This window comes from Frondihabitans sucicola, from assembly GCF_030296615.1.
Taxonomy (GTDB): domain Bacteria; phylum Actinomycetota; class Actinomycetes; order Actinomycetales; family Microbacteriaceae; genus Frondihabitans; species Frondihabitans sucicola.
Genome location: NZ_AP027732.1, coordinates 3,410,077 through 3,428,183 on the forward strand (window position 1 = coordinate 3,410,077; position 18,107 = coordinate 3,428,183).

At 67.5% G+C, this 18,107-nt stretch carries 18 protein-coding genes and 2 pseudogenes; 16 read left to right on the plus strand and 4 right to left on the minus strand.

What is annotated here, in order from left to right; genetic code table 11:
- Window positions 1–2 precede the first annotated feature (2 nt).
- The 16 genes and pseudogenes from phnL (at window position 3) to QUE79_RS17655 (ending at window position 14,544) form a co-directional block, all read left to right on the plus strand.
- A complete protein-coding gene (gene phnL, locus QUE79_RS17580) occupies window positions 3–827 on the plus strand; it encodes a phosphonate C-P lyase system protein PhnL (RefSeq protein WP_286344196.1) in 825 nt (274 codons plus the stop codon).
- Window positions 824–1,582, plus strand: a complete 759-nt coding sequence (locus QUE79_RS17585) for a DUF1045 domain-containing protein (protein WP_286344197.1) — start codon at window positions 824–826, stop codon at window positions 1,580–1,582. The genes phnL and QUE79_RS17585 overlap by 4 nt, the downstream gene beginning before the upstream one ends.
- Window positions 1,579–2,748: an alpha-D-ribose 1-methylphosphonate 5-triphosphate diphosphatase gene (locus tag QUE79_RS17590; protein WP_286344198.1), complete on the plus strand. Its 1,170-nt coding sequence runs from the start codon at window positions 1,579–1,581 to the stop codon at window positions 2,746–2,748. The genes QUE79_RS17585 and QUE79_RS17590 overlap by 4 nt, the downstream gene beginning before the upstream one ends.
- Window positions 2,745–3,317 carry a phosphonate metabolism protein/1,5-bisphosphokinase (PRPP-forming) PhnN gene (gene phnN / locus QUE79_RS17595; protein WP_286344199.1) on the plus strand — a complete coding sequence of 191 codons (573 nt, stop codon included), beginning with the start codon at window positions 2,745–2,747 and terminating at the stop codon, window positions 3,315–3,317. Before QUE79_RS17590 ends, phnN begins: the two co-directional genes overlap by 4 nt.
- Window positions 3,318–3,335: 18 nt before the next feature.
- Window positions 3,336–3,929: pseudogene (locus QUE79_RS17600) on the plus strand (DapH/DapD/GlmU-related protein); the annotation flags it as partial.
- 123 nt (window positions 3,930–4,052) lie between these two features.
- A complete protein-coding gene (locus QUE79_RS17605) occupies window positions 4,053–5,024 on the plus strand; it encodes a phosphate/phosphite/phosphonate ABC transporter substrate-binding protein (protein ID WP_286344200.1) in 972 nt (323 codons plus the stop codon).
- 34 nt (window positions 5,025–5,058) lie between these two features.
- The gene (gene phnC, locus QUE79_RS17610; protein ID WP_286344201.1) at window positions 5,059–5,895 is read left to right on the plus strand and encodes a phosphonate ABC transporter ATP-binding protein; all 837 of its coding nucleotides are present in this window, start codon (window positions 5,059–5,061) and stop codon (window positions 5,893–5,895) included.
- Window positions 5,892–6,668 carry a PhnE/PtxC family ABC transporter permease gene (locus QUE79_RS17615; RefSeq protein ID WP_286344202.1) on the plus strand — a complete coding sequence of 259 codons (777 nt, stop codon included), beginning with the start codon at window positions 5,892–5,894 and terminating at the stop codon, window positions 6,666–6,668. Before phnC ends, QUE79_RS17615 begins: the two co-directional genes overlap by 4 nt.
- Window positions 6,605–7,642 carry a PhnE/PtxC family ABC transporter permease gene (locus tag QUE79_RS17620; protein WP_286344203.1) on the plus strand — a complete coding sequence of 346 codons (1,038 nt, stop codon included), beginning with the start codon at window positions 6,605–6,607 and terminating at the stop codon, window positions 7,640–7,642. The genes QUE79_RS17615 and QUE79_RS17620 overlap by 64 nt, the downstream gene beginning before the upstream one ends.
- A gap of 322 nt (window positions 7,643–7,964) precedes the next feature.
- Entirely contained in the window at window positions 7,965–9,344 is a 1,380-nt protein-coding gene (locus tag QUE79_RS17625) for an MFS transporter (RefSeq protein ID WP_286344204.1), read from the plus strand.
- 35 nt (window positions 9,345–9,379) lie between these two features.
- Window positions 9,380–9,769, plus strand: a pseudogene (locus QUE79_RS17630) (phosphotriesterase family protein); the annotation flags it as partial.
- On the plus strand, window positions 9,751–10,083 hold the full coding sequence (locus QUE79_RS17635) for a phosphotriesterase family protein (protein ID WP_286346765.1): 333 nt from the start codon (window positions 9,751–9,753) through the stop codon (window positions 10,081–10,083). The pseudogene QUE79_RS17630 and the gene QUE79_RS17635, both read left to right, overlap by 19 nt.
- Before the next feature lie 2 nt (window positions 10,084–10,085).
- The gene (locus tag QUE79_RS17640) at window positions 10,086–10,334 is read left to right on the plus strand and encodes a phosphotriesterase family protein (RefSeq protein ID WP_286344205.1); all 249 of its coding nucleotides are present in this window, start codon (window positions 10,086–10,088) and stop codon (window positions 10,332–10,334) included.
- A gap of 85 nt (window positions 10,335–10,419) precedes the next feature.
- Window positions 10,420–12,993, plus strand: a complete 2,574-nt coding sequence (locus QUE79_RS17645; protein WP_286344206.1) for a CaiB/BaiF CoA transferase family protein — start codon at window positions 10,420–10,422, stop codon at window positions 12,991–12,993.
- A 19-nt stretch (window positions 12,994–13,012) separates the two neighbouring features.
- Window positions 13,013–14,140, plus strand: a complete 1,128-nt coding sequence (locus tag QUE79_RS17650; RefSeq protein WP_286344207.1) for a thiolase family protein — start codon at window positions 13,013–13,015, stop codon at window positions 14,138–14,140.
- Window positions 14,140–14,544: a Zn-ribbon domain-containing OB-fold protein gene (locus QUE79_RS17655; protein WP_286344208.1), complete on the plus strand. Its 405-nt coding sequence runs from the start codon at window positions 14,140–14,142 to the stop codon at window positions 14,542–14,544. The genes QUE79_RS17650 and QUE79_RS17655 overlap by 1 nt, the downstream gene beginning before the upstream one ends.
- On the opposite strand, the gene QUE79_RS17660 is transcribed toward QUE79_RS17655, so the two are convergent.
- The 4 genes from QUE79_RS17660 to QUE79_RS17675 form a co-directional block, all read right to left on the minus strand.
- On the minus strand, window positions 14,499–15,200 hold the full coding sequence (locus QUE79_RS17660; protein ID WP_286344209.1) for a TetR/AcrR family transcriptional regulator: 702 nt from the start codon (window positions 15,198–15,200) through the stop codon (window positions 14,499–14,501). The two genes, QUE79_RS17655 and QUE79_RS17660, sit on opposite strands and share 46 nt — an antisense overlap.
- Before the next feature lie 309 nt (window positions 15,201–15,509).
- Window positions 15,510–16,298, minus strand: coding sequence for a hypothetical protein (locus tag QUE79_RS17665; protein WP_286344210.1), 789 nt, complete (start codon window positions 16,296–16,298; stop codon window positions 15,510–15,512).
- A complete protein-coding gene (locus tag QUE79_RS17670) occupies window positions 16,298–16,876 on the minus strand; it encodes an RNA polymerase sigma factor (RefSeq protein WP_286344211.1) in 579 nt (192 codons plus the stop codon). The genes QUE79_RS17665 and QUE79_RS17670 overlap by 1 nt, the downstream gene beginning before the upstream one ends.
- Before the next feature lie 163 nt (window positions 16,877–17,039).
- On the minus strand, window positions 17,040–18,098 hold the full coding sequence (locus QUE79_RS17675) for a LacI family DNA-binding transcriptional regulator (RefSeq protein ID WP_286344212.1): 1,059 nt from the start codon (window positions 18,096–18,098) through the stop codon (window positions 17,040–17,042).
- Window positions 18,099–18,107 lie beyond the last annotated feature (9 nt).

The window sequence follows — 18,107 nt, forward strand, 5'->3', positions numbered from 1 at the left end:
CCATGAGCTCGACCCGCCCGACCGCGAACCGTCCGACGTCGACCCCCGCGACCGCGCCTCCCGCGCACGCACTGCCCGCGCACGCACTGCCCGCGCACGACAACGGTTCGAGGGGCCCGGTGCCGATCCTGACCGTCTCCGGGCTCGGCAAGACCTTCACCATGCATCTGCAGGGCGGCCAGCGGCTCGCCGTGCTCGACGCACTCCGGTTCGAGGTTCGACCCGGCGAGTGCGTCGTCCTCGGCGGAAGCTCGGGTGCTGGCAAGAGCACGATCCTGAAGCTCGTCTACGGCAACTACGGCACCGACGAGGGGCACATCGTGCTGCGGTCGGCGACCGGCGAGGTCGATCTCGCCACAGCGGACGCGCGAGCCGTGCTGGCCGCCCGCCGCGACACGATGGGCTACGTCAGCCAGTTCCTCCGCTGTGTTCCGCGCGTGGCAGCGCTGCAGGTCGTCGCGGAGCCGCTCGTCGAGCGGGGCGTGCCCCAGGGACAGGCGGAGGAGCGCGCCGCCGACATGCTGACGCGCCTGTCCATCCCCGAGCGACTGTGGTCGCTTCCGCCGGCGACGTTCTCGGGCGGCGAGCAACAGCGGGTCAACATCGCTCGAGGATTCCTTCCTCGCCTGCCGCTGCTCCTCCTCGACGAGCCGACGGCGTCGCTCGACACGCGCAACCGCGACGCCGTCGTCGAGCTGATTCGCGAGAAGCGCGCCGAGGGGGTCGGCATGCTCGGCATCTTCCACGACGTGGATGTCCGCGACCGGGTCGCCGACCGCACCGTCGACGTCGAGGCGTTCTCACCGCGTCCGGTGGTGGCGGCATGACCGGTCGGGTCGCGATCTACGCTGCGCCGGGAACGGCTTCCGAGGATCCTGCGGCCCTGTTGGTGAAGGAGCGCGCGGAGTCATGGCTCGGGCGAGCGGTCGACGGTAAGGCGCCCGACGCCGTCCTCCCCGACGGATGGAGCCGCGACGCCGTCGACGACATCACCGTCGACGCGCGTCGGTACGGGTTCCACGGAACGCTGAAGGCTCCCTTCCGGCTGGCGGCGGGTCGCACCCTCGCCGAGCTCGACTCCGCCGTCGCGCGCTTCGCCGACGAGACGGCGCCGGTCGTGATCCCCGACCTCGCGCTCGCCCGCATGGGCGGCTTCTTCGCGCTCGTGCCGGGCGACCACCCGGCTCGCCTGCACGAGCTCGCCGACGAGGTCCTCAGGCGCTTCGACGACTACCGCGCACCTGCCTCCGAGGCCGATGTCGCGCGACGCGATCCCGACGCCCTGTCCTCCCGCCAGCGCGAACTGCTCGAACGCTGGGGGTACCCGTTCGTGCTCGACGAGTTCCGATTCCACCTGACCGTGACCGACCGCATCCCGCAGGATCGCCAGCGGGTGGTCCGCGAGACGCTCACGGAGTGGTTCGCGGGCGGCCTCGGCCGCCCCGTGGCCGTCGATGCCCTCGCGCTCTTCACGGAGGCGGAACCCGGCGCCCCGTTCCGGCTGCACTCCGTCCACTCGCTCCGCTCCCCCGCACGCACCCGCCGCACCTCCGGCACGCTCGACCACGAAGGAACCCGATGAGTCGCGAAACCGTCCTCACCAACGCCCGCATCGTCCTCCACGACGAGATCCTGCACGGTTCCGTGCTCCTTCGGGACGGCAGGATCGCCGACATCTCGTCCGACCCCTCCGCTGCGGGAGACGATCTCGACGGCGATCTCCTGCTGCCGGGTCTCGTCGAGCTGCACACCGACCACCTCGAGTCGCACGCGCAGCCGCGTCCGGGCACGCACTGGGACGCGGTGCCGGCCGTCCTCGCCCACGACGCGCAGCTGAGCGGAGCCGGCGTCACCACCGTGTTCGACGCGATCCGCATCGGCACGCAGGAGGGACGCAACGACTCGACCGATCTCGCCCGCTCCCTGGCGGACGCCATCGAGCACGCCGACAAGGCCGGGATCACACGCGCTCAGCACTTCATCCACCTGCGCTGCGAGGTGGCGGCACCGGCGACGATCGCCGAGTTCCAGGCGTTCGACGACGTGGCTTCCCTGCGCCTCGCCTCGCTCATGGACCACACGCCCGGGCAGCGCCAGTACGCCGACGTCGAGGCCTTCCGCCGCTACATGGTCGGGAAGGGGCGCGTTTCAGCCGCGGGCATCGAACCGCTCATGCTCGAGTTGAAGGAGGTCGCCGAGCACTACTCGGTCCCGAATCGCAAGGCCATCGCCGCCCTGGCGTCCGCGCGCGGGGTCGCGCTCGCCGCTCACGACGACGCGACGGTCGAACACGTCGACGAGTCGGCGGCGTTCGGCGTGATGATCTCGGAGTTCCCCACCACCGAGATCGCGGCGCGCGCGGCCCGCGAGCACGGCCAGCTGATCGTCATGGGCGCGCCGAACATCGTGCGCGGCGGCAGCCAGTCGGGAAACGTCGCCGCAGCCGATCTGCTCTCCCTCGGCCTGCTCGACATCCTGTCGTCCGACTACGTGCCGGCCAGCCCGCTGCAAGCCATCGTGCAACTCGACGCCGACGGCGAATACCCGCTCGTCGACGGCGCGAAGCTCGTCAGCGGAAACCCGGCACAGGCCGTGGGCCTCGACGATCGAGGCTCGATCGAGATCGGCAGACGAGCCGACCTGATCCGAGTGCACCGGCACACGCTGGAGGCCACCGACCGCCACCCGCTGGGCCGCAGCGTCCCCGTCGTCCGGGCCGTCTTCCGTGAAGGCGCGAGGGTGTCGTGACGGGTCTCATCGGCCCCGGCGCCTTCATCGCGGTCTCCGGCGCCAGCGGGGTCGGCAAAGACACCCTGCTCGATCTGGCGCGGGATCGCTGTGGGGAGGGCGCGTTCTTCCCCCGTCGAGTCATCACCCGCCCCGGCGGTCCTGGCGAGGACCACCTCCCCGTGACCCGGCAGCAGTTCATTCGAGCGCGGCTCGGTGCCGCCTTCGCCGTGACCTGGCACGCGCACGGACTCGACTACGGCATTCCCGCCGCGGCGGACGGCGCCATCCGCGCCGGACAGGTCGTCGTGGCGAACGTGTCGCGCGGCGTGATCCCCGAGCTGCGCGGGCGCTACGAGCGCGTCGTCTCGGTGCGCGTCACCGTGTCCGACGAGGTCCGCGCCGCCCGCCTCCGCGCTCGGGGTCGGGAGTCGGTGGCGGACATCACGGAGCGCCTCTCCCGGATCGATCCCGCTACCGGTCACGATGTCGATCACGAGATCCGGAACGACGGGACGGCCCAGGACGCCGGCGACCACCTGATCGCCATCGTCGAGTCGGCGATGGCGCAGCGAACGGAGAGATCATGACCAGCACTCCTCTCGAGCGAGCCCGTCATCGGGTCGGACGTGAACATGACCGACACGGTGCTGGGGCGGTTCACGGAAGTCGGCGCCAGCACGCGCCTTCTCGGCGTCGAGCTCGGCGACTACAGCTACTGCGACCGGTACTGCGATTTCGCCAACACGACCGTGGGCAAGTTCTCGAACATCGCCAGTGCCGTCAGGATCGGAGCCACGGACCACCCGCTGGACCGTGCCAGCCTGCACCACTTCCTGTACCGGAGCGCCAAGTACTGGGACGACGCCGAGGACGACCACGCCTTCTTCGAGCGACGTCGAGCCCGCAGGACCACGATCGGTCACGACACCTGGATCGGACACGGCGCCCAGATCAAGCCCGGCGTCACCGTCGGGAACGGAGCCGTCGTCGCGTCGGGCGCCGTCGTGACGAAGGACGTTCCTCCGTACGCGATCGTGGCCGGAGTCCCCGCCCGCGTCATCCGCTTGCGCCAGACGCCGGAGATCGCCGCGCGACTCGAAGCACTCGCCTGGTGGGACTGGGACCACGAGACCCTCCGAGCCAGGCTGGACGACTTCCGCACCCTCGACGCAGAAGAGTTCCTCGCCAAAGTTGTCTAGATTTTTAGACCAATTCACCGCAGCGACACCCGCTGTCGGGATGCAGGGCAACTCGCCTTCCTAGGGTCGATCCGACACACGGTGGCAGATCACGTCCGTGTGCGTCTACCGAGAGGGAATCCCATGCGTTTTCTGAGCAACAAGCGCGCGATCGTCGCCGGTGCCGCTGCTCTCCTGGCTGTGGCGACGCTCGCCGGCTGCTCCGCGTCGAACGGGGCCGCCGGAGCGACCGCCGAGGCCGGCCAGGGCACCTACGCCAAGTCGAGTGACACGCTCGTCTTCGGAGCGGTGCCCGACCAGGCCGGATCGGACTCGAACTGGAAGCCCGTCGAGGACTACATCGCCAAGAAGACGGGCAAGAAGGTCGAGTTCTATCCCACCAGCGACTACACCGCACTCATCGCGGCCGCCGTCGCCGGGAAGGTCGACATCGCGTCGTTCTCGGGTCTGACCTACGTGCAGGCCGTCAACAAGGGGGCGAAACTCGGCGTCGCCTCGGCTGTCGTCTCGTCCCCCGGCCTGAAGGACCCGGGCTACTACTCGGAGGCGATCGTCCCGAAGGGCTCGCCGATCACCAAGCTCGCCGACTTCGCCGGCAAGAAGATCTGCTTCGTCGACCCCAACTCGACCTCCGGCTTCCTGTTCCCGCTCCTGGCGCTCAGCAAAGCCGGGCTCAGCGTGAAGTCATCCGGCACCGACGCGAGCGGCAACCCGAAGTTCTCCGACTTCACCGCGTCCTTCGCCGGGGCCCACGACAAGTCCGTGCAGTCCATCGCGACCAAGCAGTGCGACGCCGGATTCGCCGAGGACACCGAGGCCGACGCGGCCGCGAAGAAGGGCCAGGTCACCGTCATCGACAAGCAGTACGTTCCCGGCGGGCCTCTCGTCTACTCGAAGGCCCTGCCGTCGGCAGAGCAGACCAAGCTCACGTCGATCATGAAGAGCATCACCGTCGACGACATCACGGCGGCCGGTATCTCGACATCGGACGGCTTCACGTCGACCTTCTTCGGAGCGATCGCGGAGAAGGACTCGTACTACAAGTCGATCCGGGACATCTGCACGCAGGTTCCCGCCGCCGAGTGCGCCTCCTGACCGCCTCGAGCATCGACGAGAGAGCAGAGCACCGATGAACGGCACGGCGACCGCCCCCATCGTCACCATCTCGGGTCTGACCAAGAGGTTCGGCTCCAACAGGGCCCTCCACGACGTCGACCTGACGGTGGCGCGCGGGGAGGTCGTCGTGCTGCTCGGCCTGTCCGGCTCGGGAAAATCGACGCTCCTGCGGCACATCGACGGGCTCGAATCACCCAGCGAAGGCTCCCTCGACGTCCTCGGCGAGCGCGTCGAGACGCTGTCCCAGAAGTCGCTGCGCTCCCTCCGGAGCCGCGTCGCGATGATCTTCCAGCAGTTCGAGTTGGTCCCGTCTCTGACCGTCCTCGAGAACGTCCTGACCGGGGCGCTCTCGCGCCTGTCCGGCCCCCGCCTCGGAGTCTGGACCTACCCTCGGGCTCTTCGACGCCAGGCCCTCGGCCATCTGGATCGGGTGGGCCTTCTCGAGAAGGCCTACGAGCGGTCCGAACTCCTGTCCGGCGGTCAGCAGCAGCGGGTGGCCATCGCCAGGGCGTTGATGCAGGAGCCGCAGATCCTGCTCGCCGATGAGCCCGTCGCCTCGCTCGATCCGGAGTCCAGCGAGCAGGTGATGCGGCTCATCCGGGAGATCGCGGCCGACGACGGCCTCACCGTGATCTGCAGCCTCCATCAGGTCGATCTCGCACTGGGCTGGGGCGACCGCATCGTCGGTCTGCGGCACGGCGAGGTCGTCCTCGACACACCGACCGACGGCCTGACGAAATCCCAGGTGATGGAGGTCTACGGGCGCGTGACCCCGACGGCGGAACTCCGGGCCATCGAGACCGAGCTCGCGACCGAGAGCCTCCTTCTGACCCGGGGCGCCGAGGCGTGACGACACTCGAGGCGCCGCCAGCCACCGACCTGCCTCGCGCCGAGGCGCCGGCTCCGCCCCGCCTCATCCGTCCGTCCCGCCTCGCGGCGCTCCTCGTGCTCGTCGCGATGCTCGCCTTCTCGATCTACGCGCTCTCGACGCTCGACTTCACCTGGAGCAACGTCCTCGGGAGCGTTGCCAACGCCGTGAAGGTGTTCCAGGAGATGGATCCGATCAGCCTTCCCGGCCCGGCCGACCTCGCCTACCTCATCGGACTCACACTCGGCATCGTGATCCTCGGAACCGTCGTCGCCGCGCTCATCTCCGTGCCCGTCGCCTGGCTGGCCGCCGAGAACACGACGCCGGCCGCTGGACTCCGATGGCTGGGCCGCGCCGTCGGCGTCGTCACCCGGGCCGTGCCCGACGTCGTCCTCGCCCTCGCGTTCTCCCTCACCTTCGCTCTCGGGAGCCCCCTGCCCGGGATCTTCGCGATCGGAATCCACTCCGTCGGGATGATCTCCAAGCTCTTCGCCGATGCGATCGAGCACAGCGACGACGGTCCGCGACTCGCCATCCGAGCCGCCGGAGGCTCGCGGTCCCAGGAGTTCTGGGGCGGAGTCTTCCCGCAGGTGCTGCCATCGTGGATCGCGACGGCTCTGCACCGTTTCGACATCAACCTGCGGGGCTCGGCGATCCTGGGATACGCCGGCGTGGGGGCCTCGGGTACGCCATGCGCATCTCCTTCGAGCACTTCCCCGAGGGCTACGGCCGCGGCCTCGGGATCGCGGCCGTGATCTTCGTCCTCTGCGTCGTCCTCGAGATCGTCTCGTCGACCATCCGCCGGAGCCTGCTCGGAGTCGAACCCGTCGGGGAGACGCTCGGTGACCGGCTGGTTCGCGTGACACGGCGCCGGAGCCGCTCCGAGGCCGACGCGGCTGCCGCGGCCGACGCTTCGATGCCGTCGCGCTCGGGTGCGACCGTCGAGTCCATGCTGCGTCGCCCCTGGACCGCCACGCGCGTCCGGAACACCGTCTGGCTGGTCGTCGCCGTGGGTCTCGTCATCGCGAGCTACTGGCTGGCGCGGGTCGACTTCGACGACATCACCTGGAGCTACGTCGTCCCCACGCTGCAGAGCTTCTGGCCTCCGAATTTCGGCAGCCACACGCTCGCCGACTTCGGTCAGGCGCTCCTCGTCACGGTCGAGGTCGCGTTCGCAGCGGCCTTCCTCTCCCTTGTGATCTCCCTCGTGTTCGGCTCGCTCGCAGCCCGCACCGTCGCACCGAACGCGGGCGTCCGGAGCGTCTTCCGCGTGCTCCTAGTCGTCTTCCGCGGAGTCCCGGAGCTCGTCCTGGCGATCTTCCTCATCATGGTGACCGGGCTCGGCAACCAGGCCGGAGTCGTCGCCCTGGCGTTCGGCGGCATCGGCCTCCTCGGGAAGCTGATCGCCGACTCCTTCGAAGAGCTCCCACCCGGTCCGGACAGGGCCCTGACGGCTGTCGGCGCCACCCGCACCCAGCGGTACTTCGCCGCGACCTGGCCCCGCGGCCTCCGGTCGCTCATCGGCAATTCGTTCTACCTCGTCGACACGAACATCCGGTCAGCCACCCTCCTCGGCATCGTCGGCGGCAGCGGGGTCGGCTTCTACCTCACCAACGCCTCGTCCGTCCTGACGCTGCACGGCCAGGTCACCACGCTCGTCACCCTCGTCCTCGTCACGGTCCTCGCCGTCGAGGGCATCGCCGCCTGGATGCGGCACGTCTTCAAGTAGGGGCCCGTCGCTCACGGCTTCCCGCGCACCTGCCCTCGGCTTGGTCCATGCCGTTGCACTCCGGCACCCCTGCAGCGAATTGATCGCCGGCCCTCGGTCGCGGCGAGGTCGAACCACGGCCCCGACCGTTAGGGCGCTCGGTGCCACACGGCCAGCAGTGGGCCGGAGAACTCAGCGAAAATAGTTCGTGACAAGGGGGTAACTATATGGTTACATCACCAGTGGCGAGAGGACGACCGATCGTCCGGAAGTGTCGAGGGCTCTGTTTCTGACGAGTGTCGGCCGCTTCCGTCCGTGACTTTCAACGACGAAAGCAGGCACCATGAGTCTCGACATCCGTGTCTCGAAACCCTCCATCGGGGAGGTGATGGACAACCTCACCCTCGGCAGGGCGCACTTCTGGGCGATCCTCGCGACGATCTTCGGCTTCTTCTTCGACGCGTTCGACACGACGATCCTGTCGCTGGCGCTGCCGTCCATCGTCGCCGAGTGGCATCTCGACGGAGCCACCGCCGGTGTCATCGGCAGCGCGATCTTCTGGGGCATGATCGTCGGCGCCCTCGGGCTCGGGTTCTTGAGCGACCTGCTGGGGCGCCGCATGGTGATGGTCATCACCGTCATCGGCATGGCGCTCTTCACCTGCCTCGGCGGTCTGGCGCAGGACGTGCCGACGTTCATCGCTCTGCGGGTCCTCGTCGGCATCTTCGCCGGCGCCATGATCCCGGTCGACCTCGCCTACCTCGCCGAGATCGCTCCGGCGAAACGACGTGGATTCCTCATGGGGATGATCGGCGTGAGTTGGCCCCTCGGGGCACTTCTCGCCACGATCGTGGGCGGAGCCGTGCTCCCTGTAGGCGGCTGGCGCACGCTGTTCTTCCTCGCGATCATTCCCGCCGTCCTGGCGCTGGCGGTTCGATGGCTCGTCCCCGAATCTCCACGGTGGCTCGCCAAACGCGGCCGGTTCGCCGAGGCGATCGCGTCGGCCAATCGCCTGGGAGCGAGCCTCACCTCGGCAGACGATCTCGACACCGAGGCCGACTCGGTCGAAGAGGCTGCGGAGCGGAGCATCTGGGCAAACCTGCGGGAGCTGTTCCAGCGCCGCTATACGATCCGCACGATCGGGGCCTGTCTCATCTACCTGCTGACGATCGGCCCGAGCTACGGGTGGACGGTATTCGTGCCGACGATCATCATGTCGGTCTTCGGCTATCCCTTACAGAAGACGATCCTCGCTGTCGTCCTGCTGAATGCGGCCTCCATTCTCGGGCGTCTGACCATCGCGCTGACCGCCGACAGGATTCCGCGGGTGGCCGCGATGCTGGGATCCATGGCGCTGTATTTCGCCACCGCCCTCACGATGGCGTTCGTGATCGGCCTGGGTGCAGGATTCGCCGGGCTCATCCTGACGCTCATGGCCGTCTACCAGTACTCCGCTGACACAGCCAACCTCTTCCAGCAGTGGATACCCGAACTGTTCCCCAGCGAGATCCGCGCCTTCAGCGCCTCGTTCGCAAGTGCCTGGGGGCGGCTCGCAGCAGGCATCGTGCCGATCGTCTTCGGCGCGTTGCTCGGCGGCGGCAATACGCAGGCGGTGTTCTACCTCATTGCCGGCTTCGCGGTCGCCATCGCTCTGACCGTGATCATCTTCCTCCGGAAGTCGGAGACGTCTGGTCGCACGCTTTCCGCGACGAAGTCGGCGTAGGGAGAGACGATCATGGCACCTTTGTCAACACCGTCCTCGGCCCGGTCGACGCCGACTCGCTCGGGCATACGCTCATGCACGAGCACGTCTTCACCCTCAACGCCGAGATCCGCGACGAGTACCCCTGGGACGAGGACGCCGTCGTCGCTCAAGCCGTCGGCGAACTCGACGAGCTGAAGGCGAGCGGCATCGACACGATCCTCGACCTCACCGTCTTCGGCCTCGGCCGCAACATCCGCCGCATCAAGCGCATCGCCGAGAAGACGAGCCTGCGCATCATCGCGGCAACCGGCATCTACACATATCGAGATCTGCCGACCTTTTTCTCGTCAACGAAGCGCGCACACCGGGCTTCATCGAACGATTCCTCACCCGAGAGATCGAGGAGGGGATCGACGACACCGGCATCCGGCCGGCCGCCTTGAAGGTCGCGACCGACAGCTTCGGCGTCACTGACGACCTCGATCTCCTCCTGCGTGCCACCGCTCGCGTGCATCGGCGAACGGGAGTGCCGATCTCGACACACGCGGCGGCGCACAGCGAGCAGGGTCTCGCGCAGCAGAGGATCTTCCGTGAGGAAGGCGTCGATCTTTCGCGGGTGATCATCGGCCACGTCGGCGACCTCGTCGATCTGTCGTACGCCGAGCGACTGATCGAAGCCGGCTCCACCGTCGGTCTCGACCGCCTCGGCATCGGCGAGGCGGTCGGGGAGGAAGCATCACCCTCGGGCAGCGCATAGACGTGATCATCGAGCTCTGCAAGCGAGGGCACGCAGACCGAGTGGTGCTCGGCCACGACACCCACGTTCGGTCCGACAGCATCACGCGCGAGCAGCGTCAGGCCGATCCGAGTCGAGCCACCTGGCACTACACGTATCTCAGCGAAGAGGTGCTGCCGCGGCTTTACGACGCAGGAGTGCCGCAGAAGGACATCGATCAGATGCTCATCGACAACCCACGTCGTGTGTTCACGCAGCACGAGCCTTACTAGCGGGCCGGATCTCGACAGACCTGATCGCCGCAGACCGACGCCGAACGCTAGTCGCCAGGCCGTACAACCAACCAGGAAGGCCCTTGTGAGCCATACCGAACCGGCGGAGGACGCCGCCACCAAAAAACCCGTGTTCGACGGTCTTCGAGTCATCGAGATCGCCGACGTCACCGCTGAATACGTCGGCTTGCAGCTTGCCGGCCTCGGCGCCGAGGTCGTCAAGGTCGAGCCGCCCGAGGGCCAGGCGACCCGGCGCATGGCACCGCACGTCGCCGACGAGGAGGGCCCGGACTCGTCCTTGCACTTCTGGCACTACAACCGCGGCAAGAAGTCGGTGGTTCTCGACCTGACCACCCCCTCCGGGCGCGAGTCGCTCTACGGCCTGCTCGAATCGGCCGACGTGCTCCTCCAGTCCGTCTCGCGCGACAGCCCCGACGTGTTGGAATTGAGTCCGGAGGAAGTGCGGGCTAGGTGGCCCCGGCTCGTCCACGCCCGGGTGACGCCCTTCGGCGACGACGGTCCCTGGTCCGACCACCTGGGCTCCGATCTCGTCCACCTCGCCCTCGGCGGTGTCGCCATGTGCTGCGGCTACGACCCACAACCGGGTCTTCACTACGACCTGCCGCCGGTGGTGCCGCAACTCTTGCACGCGTACCACATCACCGGAGAGCAGCTTCTCTACGGAATCGAGGTCGCCCTCATCCACCGCCTTCGCAGTGGCGACGGCCAGACGATCTCGATCGCCATCCACGAAGCGGTGTCGAAGAGCACCGAGATCGACGTCATGGAATGGGCGATGAGACGAGTCGAGATCCACCGGCAGACCTGCAGGCACGCGGCGGCGGCGCCCGACTACCGCAAGACGATCGCTCAGACGAAAGACGGTCGCTGGGTCGCCACCTTTTCGGTGAACCCGAAGGACGCGGAGAAGACCATCGACTTCGCTCACAAGTACGGCATGGCCACAGCCCCGATCCCGGAGTCGCCCGACGAGGACATGTCGGCGACGGGACGTCCTATCCCCGGCGCCTTCGCGGCGAATCCGAAGGCGATCGCCGGTCAGGACGCCGCGCGCCGGATGGTCGAGGCGTTCACCTACGCCGACCTGCCCTGGCGCGAGGCGCAGGCCGAAGGGCTCATGTGGGTGCCGCTGCGTCGTCCGCACGAGAACGCCTACGACGAACACTGGCAGAAGCGCGGAACGTTCGACCGGGTCGAGCATCCCGAGCTCGGAAGACAACTTCTCTACCCCGTGAGCAAATGGCGCTCCAGCGAGAATCCGTGGCGAGCCGGATCCCGCGCCCCGCACCTCGGCCAGCACACCGAGCAGATCCTCTCGACGCCGCACACGCCGGCACCCTCGACTGTTCACACGAGGCCGAGACTGCTCGACTCGCCCCACGCCAAGCCCTTCGCGCTCAGCGACATCCGGATCCTGGACTTCGCCTGGTTCCTCGCCTCGGCCGGCGGAACCCGCATCCTCACCTCCTTCGGAGCGGAGACGCTGAAGGTCGAGTGGTACACGCACCCCGACACGCGGCTGGGTGCCATGTCCCCGGTCGGCGGTCGTGACGCACGCGATCGGGCGACAGGGCCCCTGCCGCCCGTGACCGACCCCGACAAGGGCGGCCAGTTCAACAACAAGAACCCGGGCAAGCTCGGCCTGTCGCTCAACGTGACTCACCCCGAGGGGCTCGAGATCGCGCGCGAGCTCGTGCGCCGAAGCGACGTCGTGACCGAGGGTTTCTCGCCCGGAGTCCTCGACAAATGGGGCCTCGGCTACGACCGCCTGCGCGAGCTGAACGACGACATCATCTACGTGCAGCAGTCGGGCATGGGCAGCTACGGCACGTACGGCCGATTCCGCACCGTCGGCCCGGTCGCTGCGGCGTTCGCCGGGATGTCGGAGATGAGCGGGCTCCCGGAGCCGTTCGCCCCGGCGGGCTGGGGCTATTCGTTCCTCGACTGGATCGGCGCCTACGGCTACGCTCAGGCCATCCTCGCCGCGCTGTACCACCGTGAAGTCACGGGGAAGGGGCAGCACATCGACGCCTCGCAGGTGGAGGCCGGTATCTCGCTCATCGGGCCGACCCTGCTGGACTGGCAGGTCAACGGCCGAGAGTTCCGTCGCCAAGGAAACGTCTCGCCCTTTGCATCGACGGCCGGCCCTCACGCCCTGTACCCGTGTCGCGGTGACGACCGCTGGATCGCGATCAGCGTCTTCACTCAGGAGGAGTGGGAGCGGTTGGCCCATGTCGCCGGGCACGGCGACTGGCTCGACGACGCACGGTTCACATCCCCCGAGACGCGCGCTGCGAATCGAGCGGCTCTCGACCAGCTCGTCGGGGAGTGGACGGCCGGATACGACGCCGCCGAGCTCATGGCGACCCTGCAGGCGTCCGACATCCGAGCCGGAGTGGCACAGAATGCCGAGGACCGGTACGACCACGACCCCCAGCTGAAGCACTTGGACTGGTTGACCGAGGTCACCGGCACCAAGATCGGCCGCTGGCCGGTCTACGAGTCCCCGGTGAAAATGAGCGCCACGCCACCGTATGCAGGCGGCCGCACGAACCGCGGGGCGCCAGGGTACGGCGAAGACAACGAGGCCATCCTCGGGGAATCCTCGGGCTCACGTCGACCGAGATCGCAAAACTGAAGAAAGAGGGAGTCATCTGATGACAGCACCAGGACGCCGTCTGGCAATCGTCGCCACGGGCCAGACGATGCAGGGCGAACACCCGGGCCGATCCGCCGCCAGTCTCGCTGTCGAGGCGCTGGGAAACGCGATCGACAGCATCGGCATCACCAAAGACCGCATCAACGGCCTGATCAGCTGCAAGCAGCTTCACGGCGACGGCATGGACAGCGAGGTGGCACCTCTGGCGGGGCTCCAGCTCGACTACTCGACCTCGTTGCACTACGGCACCTGCAACTTCTCGCTGCACCAGGCGCAGTTCGTGCTCGACGCCGGCCTCGCCGACGTCGTGGCTCTGACCTACGGCACGAACCAGCGCACCAATCGGTATCCGTTCGGCAACATGGCCCTCGGAGCCAGCGCCTTCACAACGCCCTACGGGTTCACCCACATCGCGGGAGAAGCGGGAATGGCCTTCCAGCGGTGGCGACACCTCTACGGGACCACCGAGGAGCAGCTGGCGCACATCGCCGTCTCACAGCGAGCCTGGGCTCAGAAGAATCCGATCTCGATCTTCACACAGCCGCTGACGCACGACGACTACATGGCGCAGCCCTACCTGGTCGAACCGCTACGACGAGCCGACATCACGATGATCTCCGACGGAGGAGTGGCCTACATCGTGACGACGGAGGAGAAGGCGTACGAGTTCACCGACAAGCCTGTCATTTTGGCGGGCATGGCCGAGAGCGGTGCCAGCCCGGACTACTACGGTGACAACTTCCTTCGCCCCTGGATCGCGCCTGTCGGGCAGCGCATCTGGGAGAACGCCGGCATCGATCGCTCGGAGGTCGACGCCGTCTACGTGCAGGATCCGACGGCCGTGTGGCCGTTGCAGATGCTGTCGTACTACGGCTTCGCCCATCCCGGTGACATCGGCGACTGGCTCGATGAAAAGCACACCTATCCTGGAGGCGATCTCCCCGTGAACACGAACGGCGGACAGCTGTCTGAGGCGTACATGTGGGGCTGGCTCCACATCGTCGAGGCCGTGCGGCAATTGCGCGGCGAGGCCGGCGAGCGGCAGATCGACAATGCCCGAGTCGCCCTCTACGCGTCGACTCAGGCTTTCGTGAAGGCGGCGTCGTCGATCCTGGTGCGTGCCTGATGGCCGTCGCGACGAACGCCCTGCCTGACGTCACCGATGCCCTGGCGGCACCCTACTGGGCGGCCGCGCGCGAGCATCGGCTGTCGATGCAGCAATGTGCCGACTGCGGGTTCATCAGGTGGGCTCCCGCCGAGCAGTGCCCCCGCTGCCTCTCGCTCGCATCGACGTGGGTCGATCTCTCGGGCGACGGAACCATCTACAGTTACGTCGTCTACCGCAGGTCGCTGAATCCGAACTTTCCCGACGTTCCGTTCACCGTCGTGCAGGTGGCTCTCGAGGAAGGTCCGATCATGATCACGCGCCTCGTCGACGAACCCGAAGCCGCGAGAGTCGGAGCAGCCGTGCACGTCGTCTTCACCTACGTGACCGAGGAGGTGACGCTGCCGAACTTCGCTCTCTCGTGACGCCTAGGACTCGGAGGGGGCTCTGCGACGTCGGGCGCCGGGCCTACCGCGCTCAAGAGTTCCTTCACGAACTCGAACCAGTCGACGACGTCCTGATGCGTCGCGGCCTCCTTGTCGAGCAGCGCCGCGAAAACCGAGGGAGTGGCGAACGGCAGGTGATCGGCCGCGATCACGAGCGCGACGAGAAGGTGCGCGGGAAATCTCGTCAGCGCCGCCTGAGCTCTCGGATCGGACCGCAGCTCTCGCGCCTGGATGGCGTAGTTCTCGCGAAGCATCGTGAGCAGTCCGGTGTCGCGAGTCGACGGAGCCAAGCCTTCCCACGTCAACAGTCTCGTCCACGTCGTCTGCGCCATGTTTTCATCGGGCTCCTCGCCCTCGGCCGGCACGAACCAGTCGGTGTAGGGCACACCGGCTTTGCTGGCGCGCGTGCCGAAATCGCGCAGTTGAGCGGTCAGGTGGCTGAAGACGGCGTCGTAAAGCTTCTCTTTGCTGCCGAAGTGGCGGTACACGAGCTGCTTGTTGGCTTCGGCGGCCTCCGCAATACGGTCGACACGGGCACCGGCGTAGCCGTACGTCTCGAATTCGCGGATGGCGGCGCGCAGGATCCGCTGCTTGCTGGCGCCCTCGGCCGGGCGTGGTGGGGTCTCGTCCTGCACCCGTTCAGCCTAACCACCGCCCTGGGCCGGCCGGCACGGTCTCGCTGAGAAGAATCACGGTTGCACCCTGGTGAAGGCCAGGCGGACCCATGCAGCTCCTGCAGGACGGTCCTCGCCGTTGTTCGGGCCTCTGGGCTCGCCGGCCGACCTAACCCGGTTATGCCTCACATCCTGGACGGGAGTCGAAGCGGGTGCGAGCAACCGTCGCCGTTCTGGACAGTGGGCCAAGCGGTGAGGTCGAGGGGATGCGTGGGTGGAAGGGTGATGTCCTCGGGGCGGATGTGGCGTTCTTTGGCAGGGCTCTCCTCGTTAGTTCTCGGGGGTCGGTGTGGCGATGTCGGTCGGGAACAGCCGGGGGTCGAGGGGGACGCTGGCGCCCGCGCCTGTGCCGACTTCGACTGAGGTGTGGCCGATGACCGTTTTCCCGTCGGACTCGTAGACGTCGAAGGTGGTCGTCTTCTCCGCCCCCATCGACTCCTGCCAGAACACGTACCCCTTCTTGCCGTTGTCCGCGGTGGCGGGCACGAGGTCGGGGTGACCGTGCTGGTTCTCTACGCCGTAGGTCTGCCCACTCGCGTTGACGCCCCAAGGGCTAGTTGCGGAGCTGGCGTACTGGGCTGTGACTTTCCACTTGGTCGTGGGCGATGACGCGATGCCGATCTCCGTGCTGCCGGCGGCGGGCAGTTGAGCGTCTCGAACCTTGATGGGACGGCCCCGGCCGCCTGCGCAGGCGACGCCCTCGCCACCGCCCGGCGTTGTGGTTGCGACGATGACTGTTCCGACGTCGTTGAGACAGGTAATGGTGACCATGACGGAGCCGGCCTGCTTAGGGACCGGCCCCAGGTCGACGAAGGCGGGGCCGGTTCCGGTGGCATTGGTGACTGTTCCGAGAGGCGCGGTCGTGGTGCTGCCGGGAAGGTTAATTGCGGCGATCGCAGCTCCAGTCGTCGCGCCAGCGATCACGACGAGGCCGGCCAGCGCGACGACCGCGCGGCCCCTGCGCTGACGGCGCTGAAGGTAGCTGCCTTTGGTGCCGATGGCGGACAGCTCAGCACGGATGGCATCGGCGGCCGAGGGGTTCATGTCGGAGTTCTGCATCAGAGTGCCCCTTCAGTGGTAGCGCGAATCGTGGGGTTGAGGTCGTGGAGGTCGTCGCGGAGGCGTACTCGAGCGCGGTGCAACCGAACGCGGGCGGTCGCGGGTTTCAGGCCGACCGTTTCGGCGGCCTGCCAGATCGGGACGTCCTCGAGAGCGGTGAGGACGAACAGGGCGCCGTCGACGACGGAGAGTCGTTGCAGTGACGCGGCCAGGCGTTGCCTGGTTTCGAGGTCTTCGACGTCAGTGCCGAGGCTTGCTTGTTCGTCGCGTGGCAACGATCCGAGGAAGCGCCTGTAGCGGGCGGCGGAACGGTTGATGTTCCGGCAAGAATTGATCGTGGTGACGAGGAGCCACGGAAGAACCGAGCCAGCGACGAGGTTGACGTTCCGACGTTTTCGCCACAGCTCGAAAAATGCCGACGCGGTCGCGTCTTCGGCGTCGTGCGTGTTTCCGACGAGGCCGTAGGCCCGTCGGTAAACGCGGCCGTGGTGCAAGTCGAACAACAGGCTAAACGCGTTGCCGTCGTTGGCCTTCGCTCGGCCCCACAGGGCTGTTTCGTCGTCTTCACTTTGCTTCACACTTGAGAATGTCCGCTGGACCTCCAGGCGTTACGTCCGACAGGCAAGTCACCCGAGATCTCCCGTCGTCCGCTCCTGTGCCGGAATCGGCGTTCGTTCGGGCTCGTGCGAAGGCCCGTGAAGGCGGGCTGCGAGAGCGACAGGGTGAATTCCTCGACCTCGTCTAGGAGAGGGACGCGACGGAATCCCTGCGCACGAGCTCGGGCTGGAACATCTCGGTCTCGGGGAGACTCGATGGATCGGCCGTGATGGCCATCTCGGCGGCGCGTTTGCCCAGCTCGTATGGCAGTTGCCGAACGGTGGTCAGCGCGGGAGACAGCAGTGAGGAGAAGCTGCTGTCGTCGAAGCCGACGATCGAGAGGTCGGCCGGAACATGGACGCCCCGGTTGGTGAGCTCCTTGAGGACACCCAGCGCTACGACGTCGTTGACGCAGAAGATCGCGGAGGGCCGCGCGGAGAGCGCGAGAAGCTGCTCGACGGCCGGCTCGGCGTCCTGTGCCGTCATGGTGTCGATGGTGAGCTCGGTGAGGACAGCGGCAGGGTCCAGCCCCGCTTCGGTCAAGCCTTCGATGAAACCCTCCGAGCGCGCGAGGCACCACGGCACGGAATGCGGACCGTTGATGAAAGCAAAACTACGGTGGCCCTGCTCGACCAGGTGGGTCGCGACCATGTGTGCTCCGCGAAGGTGGTCGAACGCGACACCGGAGTAGGTCGAGTTCGGCCCGTTCTGGTCGAGAAGGACGATCTTCGTGCCGCGCTCGACGAGCGCGCTGATGGCCTCCGACCCGGCATCGACACTCGAGACGAGGATTCCCTCCACCCGGTGCTCTTCGAAGAGCTGAAGAAGCTCGCGCTCTTTCTCGCGTCGCTCGCCCGAGGCTCCGATGAGGACGGAATAGTGGTGCTCGCTCGCCGCCGCCTCGATGCCCTTGGTGACCTCTCCCCAGAACGGGTTGGACAGGTCCAGGACGATGACGCCCAGCGTCTTCGCCCGGCCCATTCGGAGCCCGCGCGCGAACGAGTTGACGACGAAACCGGTCTTCCGCATCACCGCCTCGATGCGCTCCAACGTTGCAGGAGCGACGAGGTCCGGACGGTTGAGGGCGTTCGAAACAGTGGCCTGTGAGACGCCCGCTGCTGCCGCGATGTCGCGCGTGGTGACGTGACTCTTGTCGGGGACGACAACGGCGCCCGCCTCGGGGACCGAGTCGTCGTTCTTCACGGACGCCCC

Coding starts and splice junctions, on each gene's coding strand:
- QUE79_RS17620 (WP_286344203.1), top strand. CDS start 6,605: ATGCGCATCTCCTTCGAGCACTTCCCCGAGGGCTACGGCCGCGGCCTC.
- phnC (WP_286344201.1), top strand. CDS start 5,059: ATGAACGGCACGGCGACCGCCCCCATCGTCACCATCTCGGGTCTGACC.
- QUE79_RS17585 (WP_286344197.1), top strand. CDS start 824: ATGACCGGTCGGGTCGCGATCTACGCTGCGCCGGGAACGGCTTCCGAG.
- phnL (WP_286344196.1), top strand. CDS start 3: ATGAGCTCGACCCGCCCGACCGCGAACCGTCCGACGTCGACCCCCGCG.
- QUE79_RS17650 (WP_286344207.1), top strand. CDS start 13,013: ATGACAGCACCAGGACGCCGTCTGGCAATCGTCGCCACGGGCCAGACG.
- QUE79_RS17625 (WP_286344204.1), top strand. CDS start 7,965: ATGAGTCTCGACATCCGTGTCTCGAAACCCTCCATCGGGGAGGTGATG.
- QUE79_RS17665 (WP_286344210.1), bottom strand. CDS start 16,298: ATGCAGAACTCCGACATGAACCCCTCGGCCGCCGATGCCATCCGTGCT.
- QUE79_RS17590 (WP_286344198.1), top strand. CDS start 1,579: ATGAGTCGCGAAACCGTCCTCACCAACGCCCGCATCGTCCTCCACGAC.
- QUE79_RS17655 (WP_286344208.1), top strand. CDS start 14,140: ATGGCCGTCGCGACGAACGCCCTGCCTGACGTCACCGATGCCCTGGCG.
- QUE79_RS17605 (WP_286344200.1), top strand. CDS start 4,053: ATGCGTTTTCTGAGCAACAAGCGCGCGATCGTCGCCGGTGCCGCTGCT.